Here is a 15,739-nt window from a genome sequence, read left to right on the forward strand (position 1 = left end):
TAGCCAGAAATATATGATTCCATATGGCCAGCTACTTAGTTTATCCACAGCTTTTGTGGATAAACTTGTGACAACACTCGGGATAGTTCACAAACACCTGTCAATTCAGGCCACCCGGACAGTTTGATTAAAAAATGATCAGACCGGCCTACTGGCATCCGTTCAAGTCTGTTTATTCACGGACAATAAACGAATCTTCTTAATAATGACCCTATCCCGTGTTATGACAAAATCACTGCTCTGGGTATAAAGCTTGATTTCTGCATCCACTGCTTCGCGAAGTTTCACCCGACCTGCTGCCTGCCCCTCTAGGTTAATCCGGGTAGCTCCGGACTTTATCTTCTCAAGGTAGCGTTCCATGGACGTAAAAAACCGCAATGCAACCGGAATAATGTGTGCAGGCAGCAGGTTTGCCTCTGCCATCTCCTTGTGGATACCAATCTTAAGGGGCCTTGGATCCGAAACATTGAAGGCACCGGGCCAGATAATTCGCACCAGACGCAGCGCCTCAGAGTTCATTACATCGCTTTCAGGCCGGTTATGCAGCCTCTCAAGAATTTTCCTGGCCTCTTCCGGAAGCGCTTGATTCATAGGGGAACCGGAAACATCCTGTTCAGAGGCCAACTGCTGTTCCTGCTTCTGGATGCCCTGGTCAGAAATATTACTGTCTTCTGCTGTCATCGACTGCCTTGCCCAAATAACACTCGGCATCCCGGGAAAATAATAAGCAGTGCCACCACTCCCCTGAGACGCCCTTGAAAACCAACACCAAACCAGCCTGAGCCAGCGGGAGCACTATAATGACGGATTCAGCCCCGCCATAAAAGCGTAATTTATCAACAAACCGTACCAATCATAAGACGAGTACTGAAGAACAGGTCATTTTGGGCGACGCCAGACGAATGTTGAGCAAGTAACTGAATCAGAAGGGGCATAACCGGCTCTTCCCGCCCCCTTTGTGGCAGGCAATAAAAAAGGCAGTACCGTAAAGCACTGCCTTTTTATGGATCGCCCAAATGAAAACTGAGTTTTACAGAGGACGGATATCTTCAGCCTGTAGACCTTTCTGGCCCTGAGTAACACGAAACTCAACGCGCTGGCCTTCAGTCAGGGTTTTGAAGCCTTCGGTAGCAATCTGACGGAAGTGGGCAAACACGTCAGGTCCACCGTTTTCCTGGCTGATAAAACCGAAACCTTTCTCGTCATTAAACCACTTAACGGTTCCTGTAGAGGTAGACATACTCATATCCTGATATTCAAACACTATAGGGTGACTTTGCGGACAAAGCCGTTTAGCTAGAAGTTTTATTTTTGTTTATGAAGGATATGCAGAGAGACTACGCTCGGAACATCAAATCTTTTCATAAAAAAACTAATATCACTTTTAACGGTCCCTATCATACAGACTCTCGTCAGAAAACTCATCAGTGATTACCTTATCTTGAAATAATTCATGCCTCCATGAGCCTGACAGAAGTGAGTAGTCGTAGCGTACACCTAAGGAATTTCAGGTACAGAATGGAACTCTACAGCACATCAGTAGTCGCTGCTCTGGACAGCGAGTGATAGAACCTGTTGTCCCTTAACAGGAGCTCCCTTAGAAAGGTCAATGAGTACGTAAAACCATCAGTTATCCGAGGTCATTAATGGTCACTTTGGAGAGGGAAAACAGGGCATTTCAAGGCGTGTTTTTTTACACCGGCTGCATCGGTGTCAGTTTCATCGAGTCAACGACCAATGCTGAATGGGGGAACTTTTATAAGAATCAGTGGTCTTTGGCTGTAATTCAATAGTTCAATAATTCTAATGAACACACTCAATCTGAACCTGGATCCTGATCTTTTTTATGCCAATTTACAGGGTTTTCCAGATGAATTTTTAACACTAAACGACATTTTCAGCTCATCGCCATGCATGGCTGGTTATTCTGTACACAGACATGACTCACCTCTTGACGAATATTTCAATCAGGAAGTCACAAACCAGGAGCCACCTTCTCCACGGTCACTGAATGATTTTTCAATTTCTCATTTACCATTTGCTGAAAATGCATCAGCTCATTTTTCTCAGCCACCACCCCGTCCGGTTGCTGTAGTTCGCCCATTGAATAAAAACACACAACAGCCAGGGCATACCGTAACTTCTGGATTTACAGGCACTGAATCTTCCAGTTCTGATGAACCTCAGCCACCTGCGCCTGAAGTGGCAAGTGCTTCTGAAAAACGCAAGACGAACAAAACCAAAAACCAGGCCAAATACGTCGCATCCGAAAAAGCCAAGTTGAGGAGAGCCAGATACTTAAGATCCGAAAAAGGCAAGGCGTCCAAAGCCAGATACGCTTCATCCGCTAAAGGCCGGGCGAGCCAGGCCAGGTACTACTTATCCGATACACGTAAAGAGTCCATGGCCAAATACAAAGCATCCGATAAAGCCAAGGCATACAGAGCCATCAGAAATGCCAGATCAAACGCCTATAAATCTGCCATAAGAAAAGGCTTTAGCGAAAAATTGGCCAGGGAGAAAGGAGAGTTGGCAGCTAAGGCAAAAAGAGCAGAATTATCATCAGTGCTGCCTCTTGCCACTGTTAATTCCACTTACTGAAGGAATATTTGTACCGAATTCACCTTCTCAACATGAACTGTCCAGACAGGGTTTTATTCTGAAAGCAACCGCATCAACCTACTCCCGCCCAAAGCCTGCTGGCCATGTTGCCCGGCAAGCGGGTTCAAGGGGCATTCCTGATCGCTCAAGAAGCACATTTAACGGTAAAAGAGTCTCAAACCATCCGTCTTATAGAGGTAGAGCCCCCATCCTGGATGTAGGCAAACGTGTTGAGGACGCCTTTTGGGATAAAAACCCATTAAAGGGACGTCAAATCTCCTCGGCCGCTGTGCTTGGCACCTATAGAAATGATAGAACGTCTCTCAGAGGTGGCTTCTTTCTGCAAAAACTCTGCTTACAGAACATTCTACACGGCAATAGAAAAGTGTCCCCGGACCAGGTCATTCAGGAATTCAACCGGAAACCAGATGGTGACAAGAAATGCAAATTAGCGATAATTCGCTTCAAAGCAGAATGTTGCCTGAGGGGCCTGTTGTTAAATGAACGACAGGTCTCACCGGATGCGGTGATTAATGATTTTAAGGCAGTCAAGGCAACACTGGAGCTGGCGCGCTTTAAGGCAGAATGTTGCCTCAGGGGATTGCTGTTGAATAACCAGCTGGTCACAACGGACGATGTGGTTGAGCATTTCCCGGATAGTCCGGAGGGCAAATTGGGGATGGCCCGGTTTAAGGAACAATGCTGCCTGATGGGCAAGTTATTGAATGGTCGTCAGGTCACACCGGATACGGTAGTTAAGGGTTATCAGGCCACCAAAGCAACACTTGAGCTGGGTCGCTTTATTGAACAATGCTGCATCAGAGGGCTGCCACTCAATGGCCAGCTAGTCACACCAGCTACGGTGGTCAGGGAATATCAGTCAGCCGGAGCCTACCTGGAGCTGGCACGCTTCAAAGCGGATTGTTGCCTGAAGGGCTTGTCGTTGAGTGGCCAGCAGGTCTCACCGGATGCGGTGGTTAAGGATTGTCAGGTAGCCAATGCAACATTGGTACTGGTACGTTTTAAGGAAGAATGTTGCCTGAGAGGCCTGGCGTTGAATGGCCAGAAGGTCACACCGGAGGCGGTGGTTGAAGATTTTCAGAAAGCCGGAACCACACTGGAGCTGTCCCGTTTCAAAGCGGAATGTTGCCTGAGGGGCCTGTTATTGAACGGCCAGCAGATCACACCGGATGAGGTGGTTAGGGGTTATCAGGCAATCGGCGCAACTCTGGAGCTCGCCCGGTTCAAAGCGGAATGCTGCCTGAGGGGCCTGGAGTTAAACGGCCAGCAGGTTGCACCGGATGCGGTGATCACGGTTTTCCCGGACAGTCTCGAAGGCACATTGGGCAGAGCAATCTTCAGGGTACAATGTTGCCTGAGAGGGCTGCTGGTGAATGGCCAGCAGGTCAGACCGGGTTCGGTGGTTAAGGATTTCCCGGATAGCCCGGAAGGCAAACTGGGAATAGCACGCTTTAAGGAAGAATGTTGCCTGATAGGCCTGGCGTTAAATGGCCAGAAGGCGACACCGGAAGCAGTGATTAAGGCTTTCCCGGATACGACAGAAGGCAGGCTCGGAATAGCGCGCTTTATGCAGGAATGCTGCCTGAAGAGACTGGTACTGAATGGCCAGCAGGTGACAGCAGATGCTGTGGTTAAGGCTTTCCCGAATAGTTCAGAAGGCAGGCTGGGAATAGCGCGCTTTAAGCAGGAATGCTGCCTGAGGAAACTGGTACTGAATGGCCAGCTGGTTACCCCGGATGAGGTGTATAAGAATTTTCAGACGGCCAAAGCGACACTTGAGATCGCACGCTTCAAAGAAGAATGTTGCCTGAAGGGGCTGCCATTGAATGGCCAGCAGGTCACACCGGAAGCAGTGGTTAAGGATTATGAACGCGGTGGCTGGTTGCTCGAAAGAGCTATTTTTTATTCTCTACTGGCATTGCATGCCAGAGAGTTGAATGGCAACTATCTGGATAACCAGAAAGTGTTAGAAGCGTTTAATGAAGTACCTGGTGATCATTCTTCACGACAAGTGATGTATCTGATTCAAAGGCTGAACCAATCTCAGGGATATGATGAAACCAGCGAAGCTCAGGATATCATTCAAACAGCCTGGCAACTATTAAACAACGTATCGCTCAAAGATGAGCAACACCGGCTGCAATGTATCCTGAAATTCATGGCTATGCAGAATGAATTGACTATCGATCATCAGGAAGTGTCAGCAGAACAGGTGTTGCAATCCATCAAAAAACTGAGGAACTCATTTCAGAATTCACGCGTACATTTCTTTTTCCTGGCACACTGCTATATCACGAGGCAGTCTATTGATGGACTGAAAGTCCATAAGGATCAGGTACTTGGCTGTCTTCAGAGTTTTCCGGAAGGAAGCAAACTGCGCCATGATCTAGGCTTCTGGTTTGAACAATACAGCTACGAAGCCCATTGTGTAAATATCACCGGACATCGGCATAGAGATAACCTCCCCGACCTGATTCCCAATGTAGAGAACGCTGGCCGAGCAACGAAATACCGGGGTGAAACAGGCCATACATTCGCCACTCAGGGCATTACCACCAATGGGGCGCAAAATCTGAAGCAATGGACAACAACTGGCAGACCGGATTTCCCGGAAAATCCGGCTCTGCGGTTAACTGCGCTAACACTGAAAACACTGGAGATTATTCAGGAAATCAATGTTTCTTATAGCAATACCCCCATTCTGATTACCGGTTCTTATGCGCGATTTTTACAGGACCACTGCTCATTATTTAATGATATTGATATTATCTGCACAACAGAAGAGCCCGCCAGAATACTCTTTGCAAAGCTAGAGGCACTGAACACCACAGACTCAGACATTCCCAAAAGCATCACCATCTGGCAACTCCCGGGGTGTCCGGAGATTAAACTACCAAAAACCTACAATATTCATCTTAGGGACGCGGATCTGTGTATGAAAGCCATGGGGCTTCAGGTCAGTGTTGACGCCCGATTAACCCATGACAATACCGCACCATTGGCCGTCCGCGTTCCTGGTGTTGCGAGGCCGGTACTGTGTTTGTCGTTTGCTGATGAAACAAAGTTAATGAACGATACGCTGGAATACCTCGCTGAAAACCTGGATCCGCTGACCAGGCAACTACAAAGAGGGGCAGTATTTGACCTGCCACGAACCATTCTTTTTAACGACCCCCAAAATATCGAGGAGCGTATTTATGGCTTGCTTATTCGCTCTCTGCTTACCCTGAATAAAGCCAGGCAGTTTATCGATCTGCACTCAGAAGGCAAACCCGGAAAACCTGACTGTCTGCCTGAATATCGTCAAGTACAACAACAACGCCTGCACACGCTTACAGCACTTCTTCAAAAAAAATTGGCTGGCCATGTTTGCCGTAGTGGTTTCGAGCACAGAATTAACAACTGGCTGTCGACCAATCAGTATGTGAGTGATTATGAAATCAAAAAGAAGAATTTTATCAAATCGCTGCTTGTGATGATGCATTCGGCATAAGATCTGGCACACACAACAGTTACTCCAAAATGCTATCCGTAAATTAGCACTTAATCCTGTAAAATGCAGCCATTTTCAGAATGAGCTTATGCAATACTATATAATTCATGCGGTCAGTGTATAAGCTGTATTTTTGTCAATGTATCAGCACCAACCCGAGGTAGTTTAATATGAAAGTATTCACTCAAATTCTTGCAAATGGCATATCTATCAAAGGCCTTGGCGCTAATAGCGTCAATGATTTTGTAGGTGGACTTGTTCCGGTAAATATTGAAAAAATGCCCTTTTTCCTCACCAGACACTTGATATGAAAAACTGACAATGGCGTGTTCATTTGGCTTCATCTCAAGTAACTTCTGCTCACATGAAAATATCAGATCATCGTGCTCTCCTTCAAACAACTCCAGTTTCAGTGTTTTTTTTCCCAAGTAGATGTCATCAAGTTTGCCATAGACAGTCAGTGTTGATAGTGGTGCTGGTGCAGTAAATTCATCACAAAGAATGGGCTGAAATGTTTTATTCTCCAGGTAATGAAAGACCCTCATAGCAACAAACCCACAATTGGCTTTACATTCTGCCTGGTTAATATTGGCAAGAATATCCATGCTCTGCTCCTCAAGCCTATTCCTTAGAGGTGCATTCATATTTCTGCTTTGATTTTGTGCAGATGAACAGTCAGAAATCATACATTAGATCATTGAAGCCAGAATGGGTCGATACTCATTGTTAGCATTAAGTAGTTGGCCAAATGGAATCGTATATTTCTGGCTAAGTGGGCAGTTACTATGCAAGGCACAACGTAGGGAGCATAGCCGTAGCTATGTGACCGTAGTTGTAACGCCGCAGAGTGACTGCCCACTTAGTCAGAAAATACGATTTCATTTGGTTAACTACTTAACTTCCCTAAGCGTTAACCAACACAGTGATGTTTATGCCATAGACCCGTCTCCCAATGACCTGTGTACTATGCCTCTGCGCTCTATAAAAGACAGTTCATTGTGGTAGCGGTGTAAATGAAGTTTGAGGCCTTTGAGACTGGCTGATTTACGTTGACACAAACTACACCTGTAGGGATACCTTTCTGCTGACAGCTCCTCCTGCCGAATAGGGGCATGTTTGGCACAGTCAGCCTCACCTCTGGCTTGACAATATATTGCATAGTGGTCCGCCCATGGTTTTTCAAGTGGTGCTGTCTCAAGAAATAACTGGCCTGTTATTGCATAAACATACATGCTTTTCATTCTGCCCTGTCCATATGGTTGAATTTGCGGCTCTACAACAACTCCCCGGAATGCCGGATATAGATCCTGAGTTGTCTGATATTGTTGGTAGTGCATTGGGTTTGGTTGCATCATTTGTTACCTTGCCAGATATACACTTATGTTTATTTACCTGTCGGTGAGGCCTGTTCCCTGGTTGAACAGTTATTGAGTAAACCTTTCCCCTGGTTGAACAGCAATCCCCTGCATGATAGCTTGATATTGTTTCCAGATATTTTTTTTCCGCCATTTGAGACCTGACCTCTATCTCCAACCTGTTGTTTTCCGTTATTAGAAATCTGTTTTCTAACTCCAACCTGTTTTTTAACGCTACAATAGCCCTGTTCTCTAACTCAAGCTTGTTTTTTCCCATTATTAGAGACTTCTTCTCTAACTCCAGCCTGCTTTTTTTCAGACTTCAACATTTTCACTTCATTGGCAACAGCTTGTTTATTAGCCATTACCCCTTTTCTATACCCTGCTTGATGACGCCTGTTTTTTTCCGCTCTTCTAATATATCTCACGAAACTTTTAACTTCCTTGCTATTTTCTTTCTTGAGAAGCAGATTAAGCTCTTTAGTTGATATCTCAGAAAGTTCCTGACGAGTATACTCTCTATTACCTATAAAAATTTTCTGAGCCAATCCCGGGAATTTTCCGCTACCTGTAAGCCTGTCTGTTAAATAGAGCCAGAATGCAAGCCCATATTGTCGGCACGTTTTCTTGAGGCTTGCAAAGGTGTCCCTGCTCCGTCGGCCGTCCTCACTTTTGGTGACACCGCTGATTTTACGCCGTTTGACGTGTTCTCTTATCTGACTTTCGCTGAGGTTGTTATGAAGAGGCAGTAATGTCTGGAAATTTCCCCGGCTTTTGCTCCCAATGGTACTGAACCAGGTAAGCAACTCATTGGTTATGACAGTGCAGTAACCGTTTTGTCCTTGATGTCTCGACCCGGTGTCGTCTGTTTGCGGGTAACAGATAGCTTCGGAGTGAAGCTCCAACTCCTGCACATAAAAGGCATCTCGCCCATGACGAATAGAACCTTCTGGAATGGAATCCGGAGCAATCACGGATTCTTCAGTAGAAAGGTTATCAAACGATGTGTTCATGAGCCTGAAAGGTAGACTGTAGAAACAGTATTTTCCTCAAAGTATTAGTTTTTGAGTACATACCCACTGAGGCTAGCTTGAATTTTATATCTGTCCAGTATCCAGATCGGGTAGAGATTCAAGCAAAGACCGAAGGTTCTGGAGCCACATGATATCGTCTAAGGTTTGCACCGCTGTGTTTTCAAACAGAATATCCATCATCTGTTGTTCATTTTCGGTGAGATGTAATGGGTCAAAGGTTCTTTCCGGATGATTGAATGGAAGATCAAAAACACTTAACTCCCCACAGTTGCCCTGATGCAATCTGAACTCGATAACGCAATAACTGGCATCCTTAATTGTTGTTAATTCATAGAGGAAATAATATTTGTCATTGCGCTTGGGCAGAACAAAATCTCGCAAGTAACTAGCTGCCTTGCCCGGATCAGGCAATATCAGTTTTTCATTATCTCTGGTGACAATATAAGGAGTTGATAAAAAAGGGCTATACACGTGCTGTTTACCGTGCTGTTGCCTTATTTTGAGGACTTTAAACAGTTCCCGGACTTCGTGAAACAGCCATTGCTCCAACTTTTCATAGGCGGTGCGTTTTCCAGGAAATTCTTTCCAGCCACCATAGTCCAGAAATATCAGTATTATGACCTTGTACAGGTCATTCTCCCGATCTCTATTAATGCTTGTGACCAACTCGTTAACGGTCTCATCTGATAGCAGTTGAAACACCTCCTGAAGCTGGCCAGCTCTGATGCACAAAGACACATGGCGGATAACTCTTTGACCACCACGCGTTCTGGTCGTAAAACCATAGTTAATTATTTTCAGACAGTTGTACGACCAGTGCATAAAAACAGGCAGTGTGTTTTCATGTTCCGTTTTTATTCCGAACTCCCTCAACAGAGCGGTAGCGATCTCTTTTGCTTCACACCAACCGGCTGCATCAAGCAGTGAATAGAGTTCCGTTTGCTGGGGGATATTCGCAAATTGTCTGATATTTTTAAATTCTACAAAAAAGCTGGTCTGTTTGTAATAGTCCCAACCTGCCTCCCGATCCGGTATCTTTATTAATGTCAGAGGTCCTTTGCCGGTCGAGGTGCTGACCTCCGCTTGATTTAGCAGCCCATAGTTAATACCCTGGTCGTGTCTGAGGGAGGTCGGCTCATGGACTGTCGCTAATTGCAAAAGAGCACAGGTACGTTCGTCAAACCCATCAAGGCTTTCCAGCCATCGATTGTATTGCTGGATCAGTTCTTCCAGCGCCATGCCGGTCTCTGAGGGGATGGTTGCCAGCATCTCAAACAGTTTCTCTACCAGCTCACATAAACGCAGTTTGACCAGCGTCTCCGATGACAGCGGTGCCAGCACCGTCTCCAGTATTGCCAGTATTTGCTCCCCACCCGTTTGATCAATGGTCAGACTCATTAATGGGTAGCCAAAGTGACATCCCAGAGTTTCCGCAAGTACTGTGCCTTTTCTGAGGGCAATGCCAGGAGCTGTGACTGTGACGTTGTTGGACTCATACTCCATACCAATGAGTCTGGTATTGTTGACTACCGGAGGAAGGCCCAGTATTTGGCTGATATCCCGGTTGAAATACCGACGCTGAACGGCATGCTCGGCCTCAAAAGGTCTGCTACTGTCGGCGGCTGGAACATTCGTCGAAATTGTCGTTGAAAACATAGGCAATAATGGTGGTTGCTCTTTTTTTGATTCAGTGCGTATTGCACCCCCCGGATAACAAAAAACAGAAATAAAAAATATAATTTATATTCTTTTTGACAGTAGGGGGGATGAAAAGTTCATTTAGTAGAGCGTCAAATGTACGGAAAGGAAACCGCTGACTATCAGTCCAGGACAGCTCATAGCACTTCGATACTGCCGTTTTTTCCAAAGATCAGGCTGCCTGAGAGCATGTTGCCGGTGTGGATTTCCCGGTTTTGCATTGCATCACCCACTCGCCCGCAGATGGAACTTTTTCGCAAACTCAGGTTCTATTAGGACGTGGAAGAGAAGGAAATATAAGAACTATCTTATGCCATTCGATGCTCCATGTAATCAAACAGGGTTATCACCCTGTGTTCCCCCGCAATTAGCAGAATCAACACCTGACCAACAGCTACAACCTGGCTATTTCAACTGCTTGCCAGTTGAGGTTATTCAACATATCGCAAATAAACTGACACTGCCCGACGCGCTCCGACTCAAGCAGACATGCCATAATGCCAACAATTCTATTAATCAAAAGATTATCGAAAATTTAAGGCATCGAATTCAATTCAAAAATATGAAAACAGTAGTACATTCGAACAAATATGAGAGTTTAAAATCAATCTACAATTCAGGAAAGTTTGATCATTTTTTTAAACGATATGCATACGACCAACACTCAGGACTGGTTAAAGATCCAGAACGGGTAGACATTAAATGCTTCCTGGCAATTATGGAGCTGGGTAACTCAACCACTAAATACCAAGATGAAAAATACACAATGTATACAGGACTATTTGAAAATGGGCATGTTTTTCTTATTGCACCTCGTCACTCCTCCAGTATTGAAGAAGATACAAATGCAAACAACCCCAACAAAGTTTTATTTAACGGAAATACATCCAGTGTAAATGTTGAAGCTATTTATTCGGGCAGAAGTTTTCAGGAAGTAAAGAAACTAATAACCATAGTGCATAGTAACACTCCGCTATCAATACACATCTCTCATATTCTTGAGCACGAGTATAAATGATGTCATCATTGCCTCATATTGTATTGGGCAAAAAATGTTTATATTTGATTCATAAAATCAAGTAATACTATCGACTGTAATTCTTCCATGCTTTCAACGTTTTGCTCCTTTGCCATTTGATACAATCTTTCGATGGTCTGAGCCGCATCTGCCTGCCCCTCTTTTCCACAAAATGCTGTTAATTCAGCAGGCCTGATACTGTGTTTGACCATAACTGCCAACGCCTGGACCAAAGAAGGTTTATCATTCCAATGAAAATAAGCAGTCAACCGGTCTTTTACCACATCGACGGCCAGCAATATTGGAATTTTGCTGTCGCCACATTTAACGATGGTTGTTTTTTGGATGAGTTCATCTCCAACTGCCAAAGGTGCAGGTGGAAACTCAACACAGATTGGTGTCGTGTCATTAATATAAAAACGCCCGTGTTTCTTGAACCCTATTTCATCCATTGCCTGAATGATCCTGGCGACCGGGTCATGGCTAACATTCACCATATCGATATCTTTGGTGAGATAAAGGTTCTCGCTGTATATCTCAACAGCCAAGCCACCAACCAACACCACCCTGATCCCATGTGACTGCAGGTGCTCAGCGACTATCCCAGCCAGATCAACAATCGATACACCTTCACAATCAACCATGTTCAGACTTATCCTCTGTTTTGCCTGAGCGGACTCTTATTGTCGGCTTTCCTATCGCCCTGGGTTTATTGCGATTCATCACCAGCTCCTGAATGACTGCCTCCGGATATAGTAGGATTGCGGCTTTCACCATTTCTTTCATTGTCGCCAGAAAGACATACCTGGGATTCAGGCGATACTCTCTTAACCTTCCAATTAAGTGACTGACAACGACACCATCCTCTTCCATTCTAACCAGCTGTTTTTGTACTGAGTTTTGAGAAAGGCCAAAAAATTCGGCAATACCCTTTCCGTAACCAGAGTTTCTGAGCATCAGGTATATCAGTATCTTTTCCTGACTTTCAGCGCGAAGCACTCCCTTTAAGGCAAACATTCATAAAGCTCGTAAGGTATAGATGATAGTTCAAGTATAAACCAATATTTCTACCTTAATAACCAATATATGGTTTATTTAATAGATATGTTGGTTTATTACGCACTCATACTTCAGGGTGTTGTTATTCACTGGTCGTCATTACTCCAGAAAAAAACCTTCCACTATAATCACATCCTGAACTCAGGAGACTCACCCTCACCATAAAGCTCTCCCCTCAATCGACTAAACAGTTTTTGCAACGTCCCTGACAAGTAGCTTTCAAATTTCTCCTTCCCCAATGTGCGCTCATATTGTCACGGCTCTATTCTGCCCAAAACAGCCAACCTGCCATGGTCAGATGATTAACGGACAGTGTACTGAGCCAATGTTTTAAGAAGGGAGATTCGTAAACGGATATCAAGCAGCCGGTTGAAGAATAAACCGGGCCTCAAGCCTTCTCAGCAGGGCAAATGTGCTGATGTACTCCACTTCATACCTTGCAATGTAGTCTGAAGATCAGCACTGACCTCCCCCAGAGTCTCTCTAATGTCAGATAGTGCCTCACTACGCTCTTTTAATGGGAGGTACACCAGGTCGATATCGACGGACAACCGAGGAAGATTCCGAACGAACAAGTTGATTGCTGTTCCTCCCTTCAGGGCAAAGCAACTGTGCTTGCTAATGAAAGGCAACACCTGCAAGAGCAGCTGCACCTGCTTATAGAAATAACCCGATCGATCCATTCTCTACTCTCTCAATGTCTGGATTCATTCTTCATATGGAACGGCACAGTAATTAAATACTGCAGATCCAACGCTCCATGTTTAGCAATGACCTGCTTTCCTGAACCAAGTTCATAATTGTCCAGGTTCAGGCGGAAGAACCACGGATATTGGTGACGCTCTGCAAGCCAGAGGAATAACCTTTTTACCTTTATACTCAGGCACGCTTTCAACACTTGATCCAGCTTTCCTGGTGACAGGTTTACCAATCCCTGCATCGGTTCATCCGCATGTTCAAAACTGAACTTATCAGGAAGATCAGCAATCTCTTCCAATATGGTTGTGCTCAGTATGAGACATTCACCCAAATATTTGGCACGCAAAAAGGCTCAAGTGGTATTTTCAGCCAATGGCAGGGAGCTGCTTAACCAAACCTAAAAGTTCATGAGATAACGTAACCAATTCTTAAGCAACTGAGGATTAATCTTAAGGCAGCCCTCATACTCAGCCAGATTGCGTTGGCTATGGCACTGATCCAATACACGCCATTTTGCCCCACCGTATGCTGTAAACAGTGAAAAACCAGGTACCGGCTTTCTGAGCGGTAACCATGCCACCGAAGTGCAGCAAGTGACAATGCATGAGCAGCACTATAAGCCAGAGAAAACTGACTATCTACTGAAAGCCCGACAATAGCAGCATCTTTTAACTTGGTTTCTGCCGCTCTTATCATCCCTGCAAACTCTTTCGCGTCTGGTGCTTCCAGTTTCAATTTGTGTATTTTGACCAGGTTATCAAGCTCTTTCATGATTCGCCCTTATCAACAACTGCCTGATCAATGAGCCATATCTTAGGTTGATCCATCAACCGTGTCACAAAGCTTTGCTGTGATTCTTTTCTTTGCCGGAACTCATCGGGAGAAAAAATAGTGGGATTAATAACTCGACCAAGCTTCTTTTCTGCAGGCTCCAACCGTTCCAGAATATCACCATAGCTTAGTCCCTCACCAACCAGTAATACATCAATATCACTATCGGCGTGTTCAACTCCCTTTGCTACAGAGCCATACACAAAAGCTATATCGCACTGTTGTAAAACAGGCGACAACACCTCTGTAAGTAAATTTTGTATGCCAAAAGTTTTGCGCGTAATTGCTCTTAATTCTTCAAAAACCGGATTTCCAGGATTGGCTTGATAGTGCTGCTGATTCCCCTGTTGATAAGTGACCAGTAAGCCTGCTTCGGTCATTTTTTTTACTTCACGAACCACAGCACCTTTGCCAGTCCCCACTAACCGGACCAACTCATTCAGATAAAAAGAGGTATCTGGCTTGCCATAAAGCACGGACAACAGCCGTTGCTGGGTTTTCGTGAAAAGAGCAGAAGCAATGGTAGTCAAGAGGGAAATCATCCTTTAATGGTCTCTTTTTGGGTACTATAGGTCTCATTACAGGACTTTTTAAGGTCCTTATTTGATACCTTTCAGTATCAAATTGAGACCTGACCGTACTTAAATTAAAAGCGATATCCCTGCTCAACCCAATAATACCAACCAGGGCACCGTCCAGCGTTTGCCATCGGTAAAATCCAACACCAGCGCCCGCTTTTTCTTAAGCTGCAACAGTTGATTACTCCATAGAAGAAAATTCAACCATCAGTTTCTGAACTCAGGAGGCTCACCTTCACCATAAGCCATGGCCGGTTACCGGCGCCTTAACCACTGCCAGTGACTGGTTTTCTTTGCGTAGCGTTGTTTCAGCTCTGCCAGCCTCTGGTCATAGGCTGTTTGCCTGTTCTGCATTTTGGCCATGAGTTGAAGGTCACCAAGCTTTGCGGACAGTTCAGAATACACGGTAGAAGAGCCCCTTTTCTCAAACAGTTCTTCCACTCGACCCCAGTACGCCCCTTCATTGGCGGCCACGCTTTCTGCCTTTTCCTGTTGTTGCCGCAACTTCTGTTCCCTGGCCTTTTCATGGGCTTTTTGCCGCAACTCACGGGCTGAAGCCAGCAGGTGGCCAACCGTGACCGAACTGCTGCGGGGCACCTCCTGAGCCTGACCAACCAGGGCGGCAAACTGTTCTCTTCGTACAGTACCGGTTTCGTCTAATAGCAATGCCCTCAGCTGGTTTCTGGCAGCCGTTTCCGGGAGCTGCATTACATATTGATCGATCAGCGCTTCTGGCTGAGCATTGGCATAATCCGGTTTGATCTGAGCCGACGCCACAACCCGTTGAGCATCCAGTTTCAAAAAATCACACAACGCACTCTGGCTGGCAGAAAGATCATCCAGACCGGGTGGGATGGCGGGGGACAAAGCATCCGGTTCCAACCAGTCCAATTGAGACAACCAGGCCAGATACAGTGAACGATTGTCACCGTGCATCAGCTCACTGCGAATGTTCAGCAAGCTGCCCATCCAGCCATCACCTTCATCCCACTCATCGTCGTAGCAGTCTTCATTTTCATAGGCAAACTCAATAATCCAGTGACCGGCCACCCTCGTGTAATTGCAAGTATCATTCACCAGATACCGGAGCAGCAGCGACTCATCCAGAAGATTTCGCGGCACCTTGGTTGCAAAAATTTTGCAGCCAAAATTGGAGACATAAACATAAGCATCAAAGAACCTGCTCAGTAACTGCCTTGGGTCGGCTTTTAAATCACCGTAGTTATAGGTGTTACAAAACCGGGTGGACGATATCTGTGCCCGGCTGGAAATCCCTCGAAGATACCCCATCTCATCTTTGGACAACTGCCGGTCAACGGCCACCAACTCGTAATACTGGTATTCACTCATGA

16 protein-coding genes are annotated in these 15,739 nt (G+C 45.4%); 3 read left to right on the plus strand and 13 right to left on the minus strand.

Going from position 1 to position 15,739, the window contains the following annotated elements:
- Nucleotides 1–162: 162 nt before the first annotated feature.
- Nucleotides 163–681: a ProQ/FINO family protein gene (locus CX664_RS21365; RefSeq protein ID WP_180966579.1), complete on the minus strand. Its 519-nt coding sequence runs from the start codon at nucleotides 679–681 to the stop codon at nucleotides 163–165.
- A gap of 349 nt (nucleotides 682–1,030) precedes the next feature.
- The gene (cspE, locus tag CX664_RS21370; protein WP_101748687.1) at nucleotides 1,031–1,240 is read right to left on the minus strand and encodes a transcription antiterminator/RNA stability regulator CspE; all 210 of its coding nucleotides are present in this window, start codon (nucleotides 1,238–1,240) and stop codon (nucleotides 1,031–1,033) included.
- A 674-nt stretch (nucleotides 1,241–1,914) separates the two neighbouring features.
- On the opposite strand from cspE, the gene CX664_RS21375 reads away from it, so the two are divergent.
- Both CX664_RS21375 and CX664_RS21380 read left to right on the plus strand, forming a co-directional pair.
- The gene (locus tag CX664_RS21375; protein WP_146000201.1) at nucleotides 1,915–2,601 is read left to right on the plus strand and encodes a hypothetical protein; all 687 of its coding nucleotides are present in this window, start codon (nucleotides 1,915–1,917) and stop codon (nucleotides 2,599–2,601) included.
- The gene (locus CX664_RS21380; RefSeq protein ID WP_101748689.1) at nucleotides 2,576–6,115 is read left to right on the plus strand and encodes a DUF4518 domain-containing protein; all 3,540 of its coding nucleotides are present in this window, start codon (nucleotides 2,576–2,578) and stop codon (nucleotides 6,113–6,115) included. Before CX664_RS21375 ends, CX664_RS21380 begins: the two co-directional genes overlap by 26 nt.
- 113 nt (nucleotides 6,116–6,228) lie before the next feature.
- On the opposite strand, the gene CX664_RS21385 is transcribed toward CX664_RS21380, so the two are convergent.
- The 4 genes from CX664_RS21385 to CX664_RS21400 all read right to left on the minus strand — a co-directional run bounded on the left by CX664_RS21385 (nucleotide 6,229) and on the right by CX664_RS21400 (nucleotide 10,160).
- A complete protein-coding gene (locus tag CX664_RS21385; protein WP_101748690.1) occupies nucleotides 6,229–6,720 on the minus strand; it encodes a hypothetical protein in 492 nt (163 codons plus the stop codon).
- Nucleotides 6,721–7,309: 589 nt separating this feature from the next.
- The gene (locus CX664_RS25890) at nucleotides 7,310–7,747 is read right to left on the minus strand and encodes a hypothetical protein (protein WP_146000202.1); all 438 of its coding nucleotides are present in this window, start codon (nucleotides 7,745–7,747) and stop codon (nucleotides 7,310–7,312) included.
- Nucleotides 7,728–8,483 carry a hypothetical protein gene (locus tag CX664_RS26640; RefSeq protein ID WP_174783936.1) on the minus strand — a complete coding sequence of 252 codons (756 nt, stop codon included), beginning with the start codon at nucleotides 8,481–8,483 and terminating at the stop codon, nucleotides 7,728–7,730. Before CX664_RS26640 ends, CX664_RS25890 begins: the two co-directional genes overlap by 20 nt.
- Before the next feature lie 84 nt (nucleotides 8,484–8,567).
- On the minus strand, nucleotides 8,568–10,160 hold the full coding sequence (locus tag CX664_RS21400; RefSeq protein WP_101748692.1) for a hypothetical protein: 1,593 nt from the start codon (nucleotides 10,158–10,160) through the stop codon (nucleotides 8,568–8,570).
- A gap of 352 nt (nucleotides 10,161–10,512) precedes the next feature.
- Between CX664_RS21400 and CX664_RS21405 the strand changes: the two genes are divergently transcribed.
- Complete coding sequence (locus CX664_RS21405; protein WP_101748693.1) at nucleotides 10,513–11,220, plus strand: F-box protein; 708 nt, start codon at nucleotides 10,513–10,515, stop codon at nucleotides 11,218–11,220.
- 38 nt (nucleotides 11,221–11,258) lie between these two features.
- Here CX664_RS21405 and CX664_RS21410 read toward each other — a convergent pair whose 3' ends face one another.
- From CX664_RS21410 to CX664_RS21440, 7 genes are all read right to left on the minus strand, one after another.
- Nucleotides 11,259–11,864 (minus strand): hypothetical protein, encoded by a 606-nt coding sequence (locus tag CX664_RS21410; RefSeq protein WP_101748694.1) that lies wholly within the window; start codon nucleotides 11,862–11,864, stop codon nucleotides 11,259–11,261.
- Nucleotides 11,857–12,177 (minus strand): winged helix-turn-helix domain-containing protein, encoded by a 321-nt coding sequence (locus tag CX664_RS21415; RefSeq protein ID WP_146000203.1) that lies wholly within the window; start codon nucleotides 12,175–12,177, stop codon nucleotides 11,857–11,859. Before CX664_RS21415 ends, CX664_RS21410 begins: the two co-directional genes overlap by 8 nt.
- A gap of 500 nt (nucleotides 12,178–12,677) precedes the next feature.
- Nucleotides 12,678–12,962 (minus strand): nucleotidyl transferase AbiEii/AbiGii toxin family protein, encoded by a 285-nt coding sequence (locus tag CX664_RS21420; RefSeq protein ID WP_101748696.1) that lies wholly within the window; start codon nucleotides 12,960–12,962, stop codon nucleotides 12,678–12,680.
- 11 nt (nucleotides 12,963–12,973) lie between these two features.
- Complete coding sequence (locus CX664_RS21425) at nucleotides 12,974–13,276, minus strand: type IV toxin-antitoxin system AbiEi family antitoxin domain-containing protein (protein ID WP_206679377.1); 303 nt, start codon at nucleotides 13,274–13,276, stop codon at nucleotides 12,974–12,976.
- Between the two features lie 107 nt (nucleotides 13,277–13,383).
- Nucleotides 13,384–13,749, minus strand: coding sequence for a hypothetical protein (locus tag CX664_RS21430; RefSeq protein WP_241693445.1), 366 nt, complete (start codon nucleotides 13,747–13,749; stop codon nucleotides 13,384–13,386).
- Nucleotides 13,746–14,339, minus strand: coding sequence for a nucleotidyltransferase domain-containing protein (locus tag CX664_RS21435; protein WP_241693446.1), 594 nt, complete (start codon nucleotides 14,337–14,339; stop codon nucleotides 13,746–13,748). Before CX664_RS21435 ends, CX664_RS21430 begins: the two co-directional genes overlap by 4 nt.
- A 303-nt stretch (nucleotides 14,340–14,642) precedes the next feature.
- Nucleotides 14,643–15,737, minus strand: a complete 1,095-nt coding sequence (locus tag CX664_RS21440) for a hypothetical protein (RefSeq protein WP_101748699.1) — start codon at nucleotides 15,735–15,737, stop codon at nucleotides 14,643–14,645.
- Between the last annotated feature and the right edge of the window lie 2 nt (nucleotides 15,738–15,739).

This window comes from Endozoicomonas acroporae (assembly GCF_002864045.1).
Classification (GTDB): domain Bacteria; phylum Pseudomonadota; class Gammaproteobacteria; order Pseudomonadales; family Endozoicomonadaceae; genus Endozoicomonas; species Endozoicomonas acroporae.

What these genes read in the sequence shown, in the direction of transcription:
- CX664_RS25890 (WP_146000202.1), bottom strand. Translation starts at nt 7,747, where the DNA reads ATGGGAAAAAACAAGCTTGAGTTAGAGAACAGGGCTATTGTAGCGTTA.
- cspE (WP_101748687.1), bottom strand. Translation starts at nt 1,240, where the DNA reads ATGTCTACCTCTACAGGAACCGTTAAGTGGTTTAATGACGAGAAAGGT.
- CX664_RS21405 (WP_101748693.1), top strand. Translation starts at nt 10,513, where the DNA reads ATGCCATTCGATGCTCCATGTAATCAAACAGGGTTATCACCCTGTGTT.
- CX664_RS21440 (WP_101748699.1), bottom strand. Translation starts at nt 15,737, where the DNA reads ATGAGTGAATACCAGTATTACGAGTTGGTGGCCGTTGACCGGCAGTTG.
- CX664_RS21420 (WP_101748696.1), bottom strand. Translation starts at nt 12,962, where the DNA reads ATGGATCGATCGGGTTATTTCTATAAGCAGGTGCAGCTGCTCTTGCAG.
- CX664_RS21375 (WP_146000201.1), top strand. Translation starts at nt 1,915, where the DNA reads ATGGCTGGTTATTCTGTACACAGACATGACTCACCTCTTGACGAATAT.
- CX664_RS21385 (WP_101748690.1), bottom strand. Translation starts at nt 6,720, where the DNA reads ATGGATATTCTTGCCAATATTAACCAGGCAGAATGTAAAGCCAATTGT.
- CX664_RS21410 (WP_101748694.1), bottom strand. Translation starts at nt 11,864, where the DNA reads ATGGTTGATTGTGAAGGTGTATCGATTGTTGATCTGGCTGGGATAGTC.
- CX664_RS21430 (WP_241693445.1), bottom strand. Translation starts at nt 13,749, where the DNA reads ATGAAAGAGCTTGATAACCTGGTCAAAATACACAAATTGAAACTGGAA.
- CX664_RS26640 (WP_174783936.1), bottom strand. Translation starts at nt 8,483, where the DNA reads ATGAACACATCGTTTGATAACCTTTCTACTGAAGAATCCGTGATTGCT.
- CX664_RS21365 (WP_180966579.1), bottom strand. Translation starts at nt 681, where the DNA reads ATGACAGCAGAAGACAGTAATATTTCTGACCAGGGCATCCAGAAGCAG.
- CX664_RS21400 (WP_101748692.1), bottom strand. Translation starts at nt 10,160, where the DNA reads ATGTTTTCAACGACAATTTCGACGAATGTTCCAGCCGCCGACAGTAGC.
- CX664_RS21415 (WP_146000203.1), bottom strand. Translation starts at nt 12,177, where the DNA reads ATGCTCAGAAACTCTGGTTACGGAAAGGGTATTGCCGAATTTTTTGGC.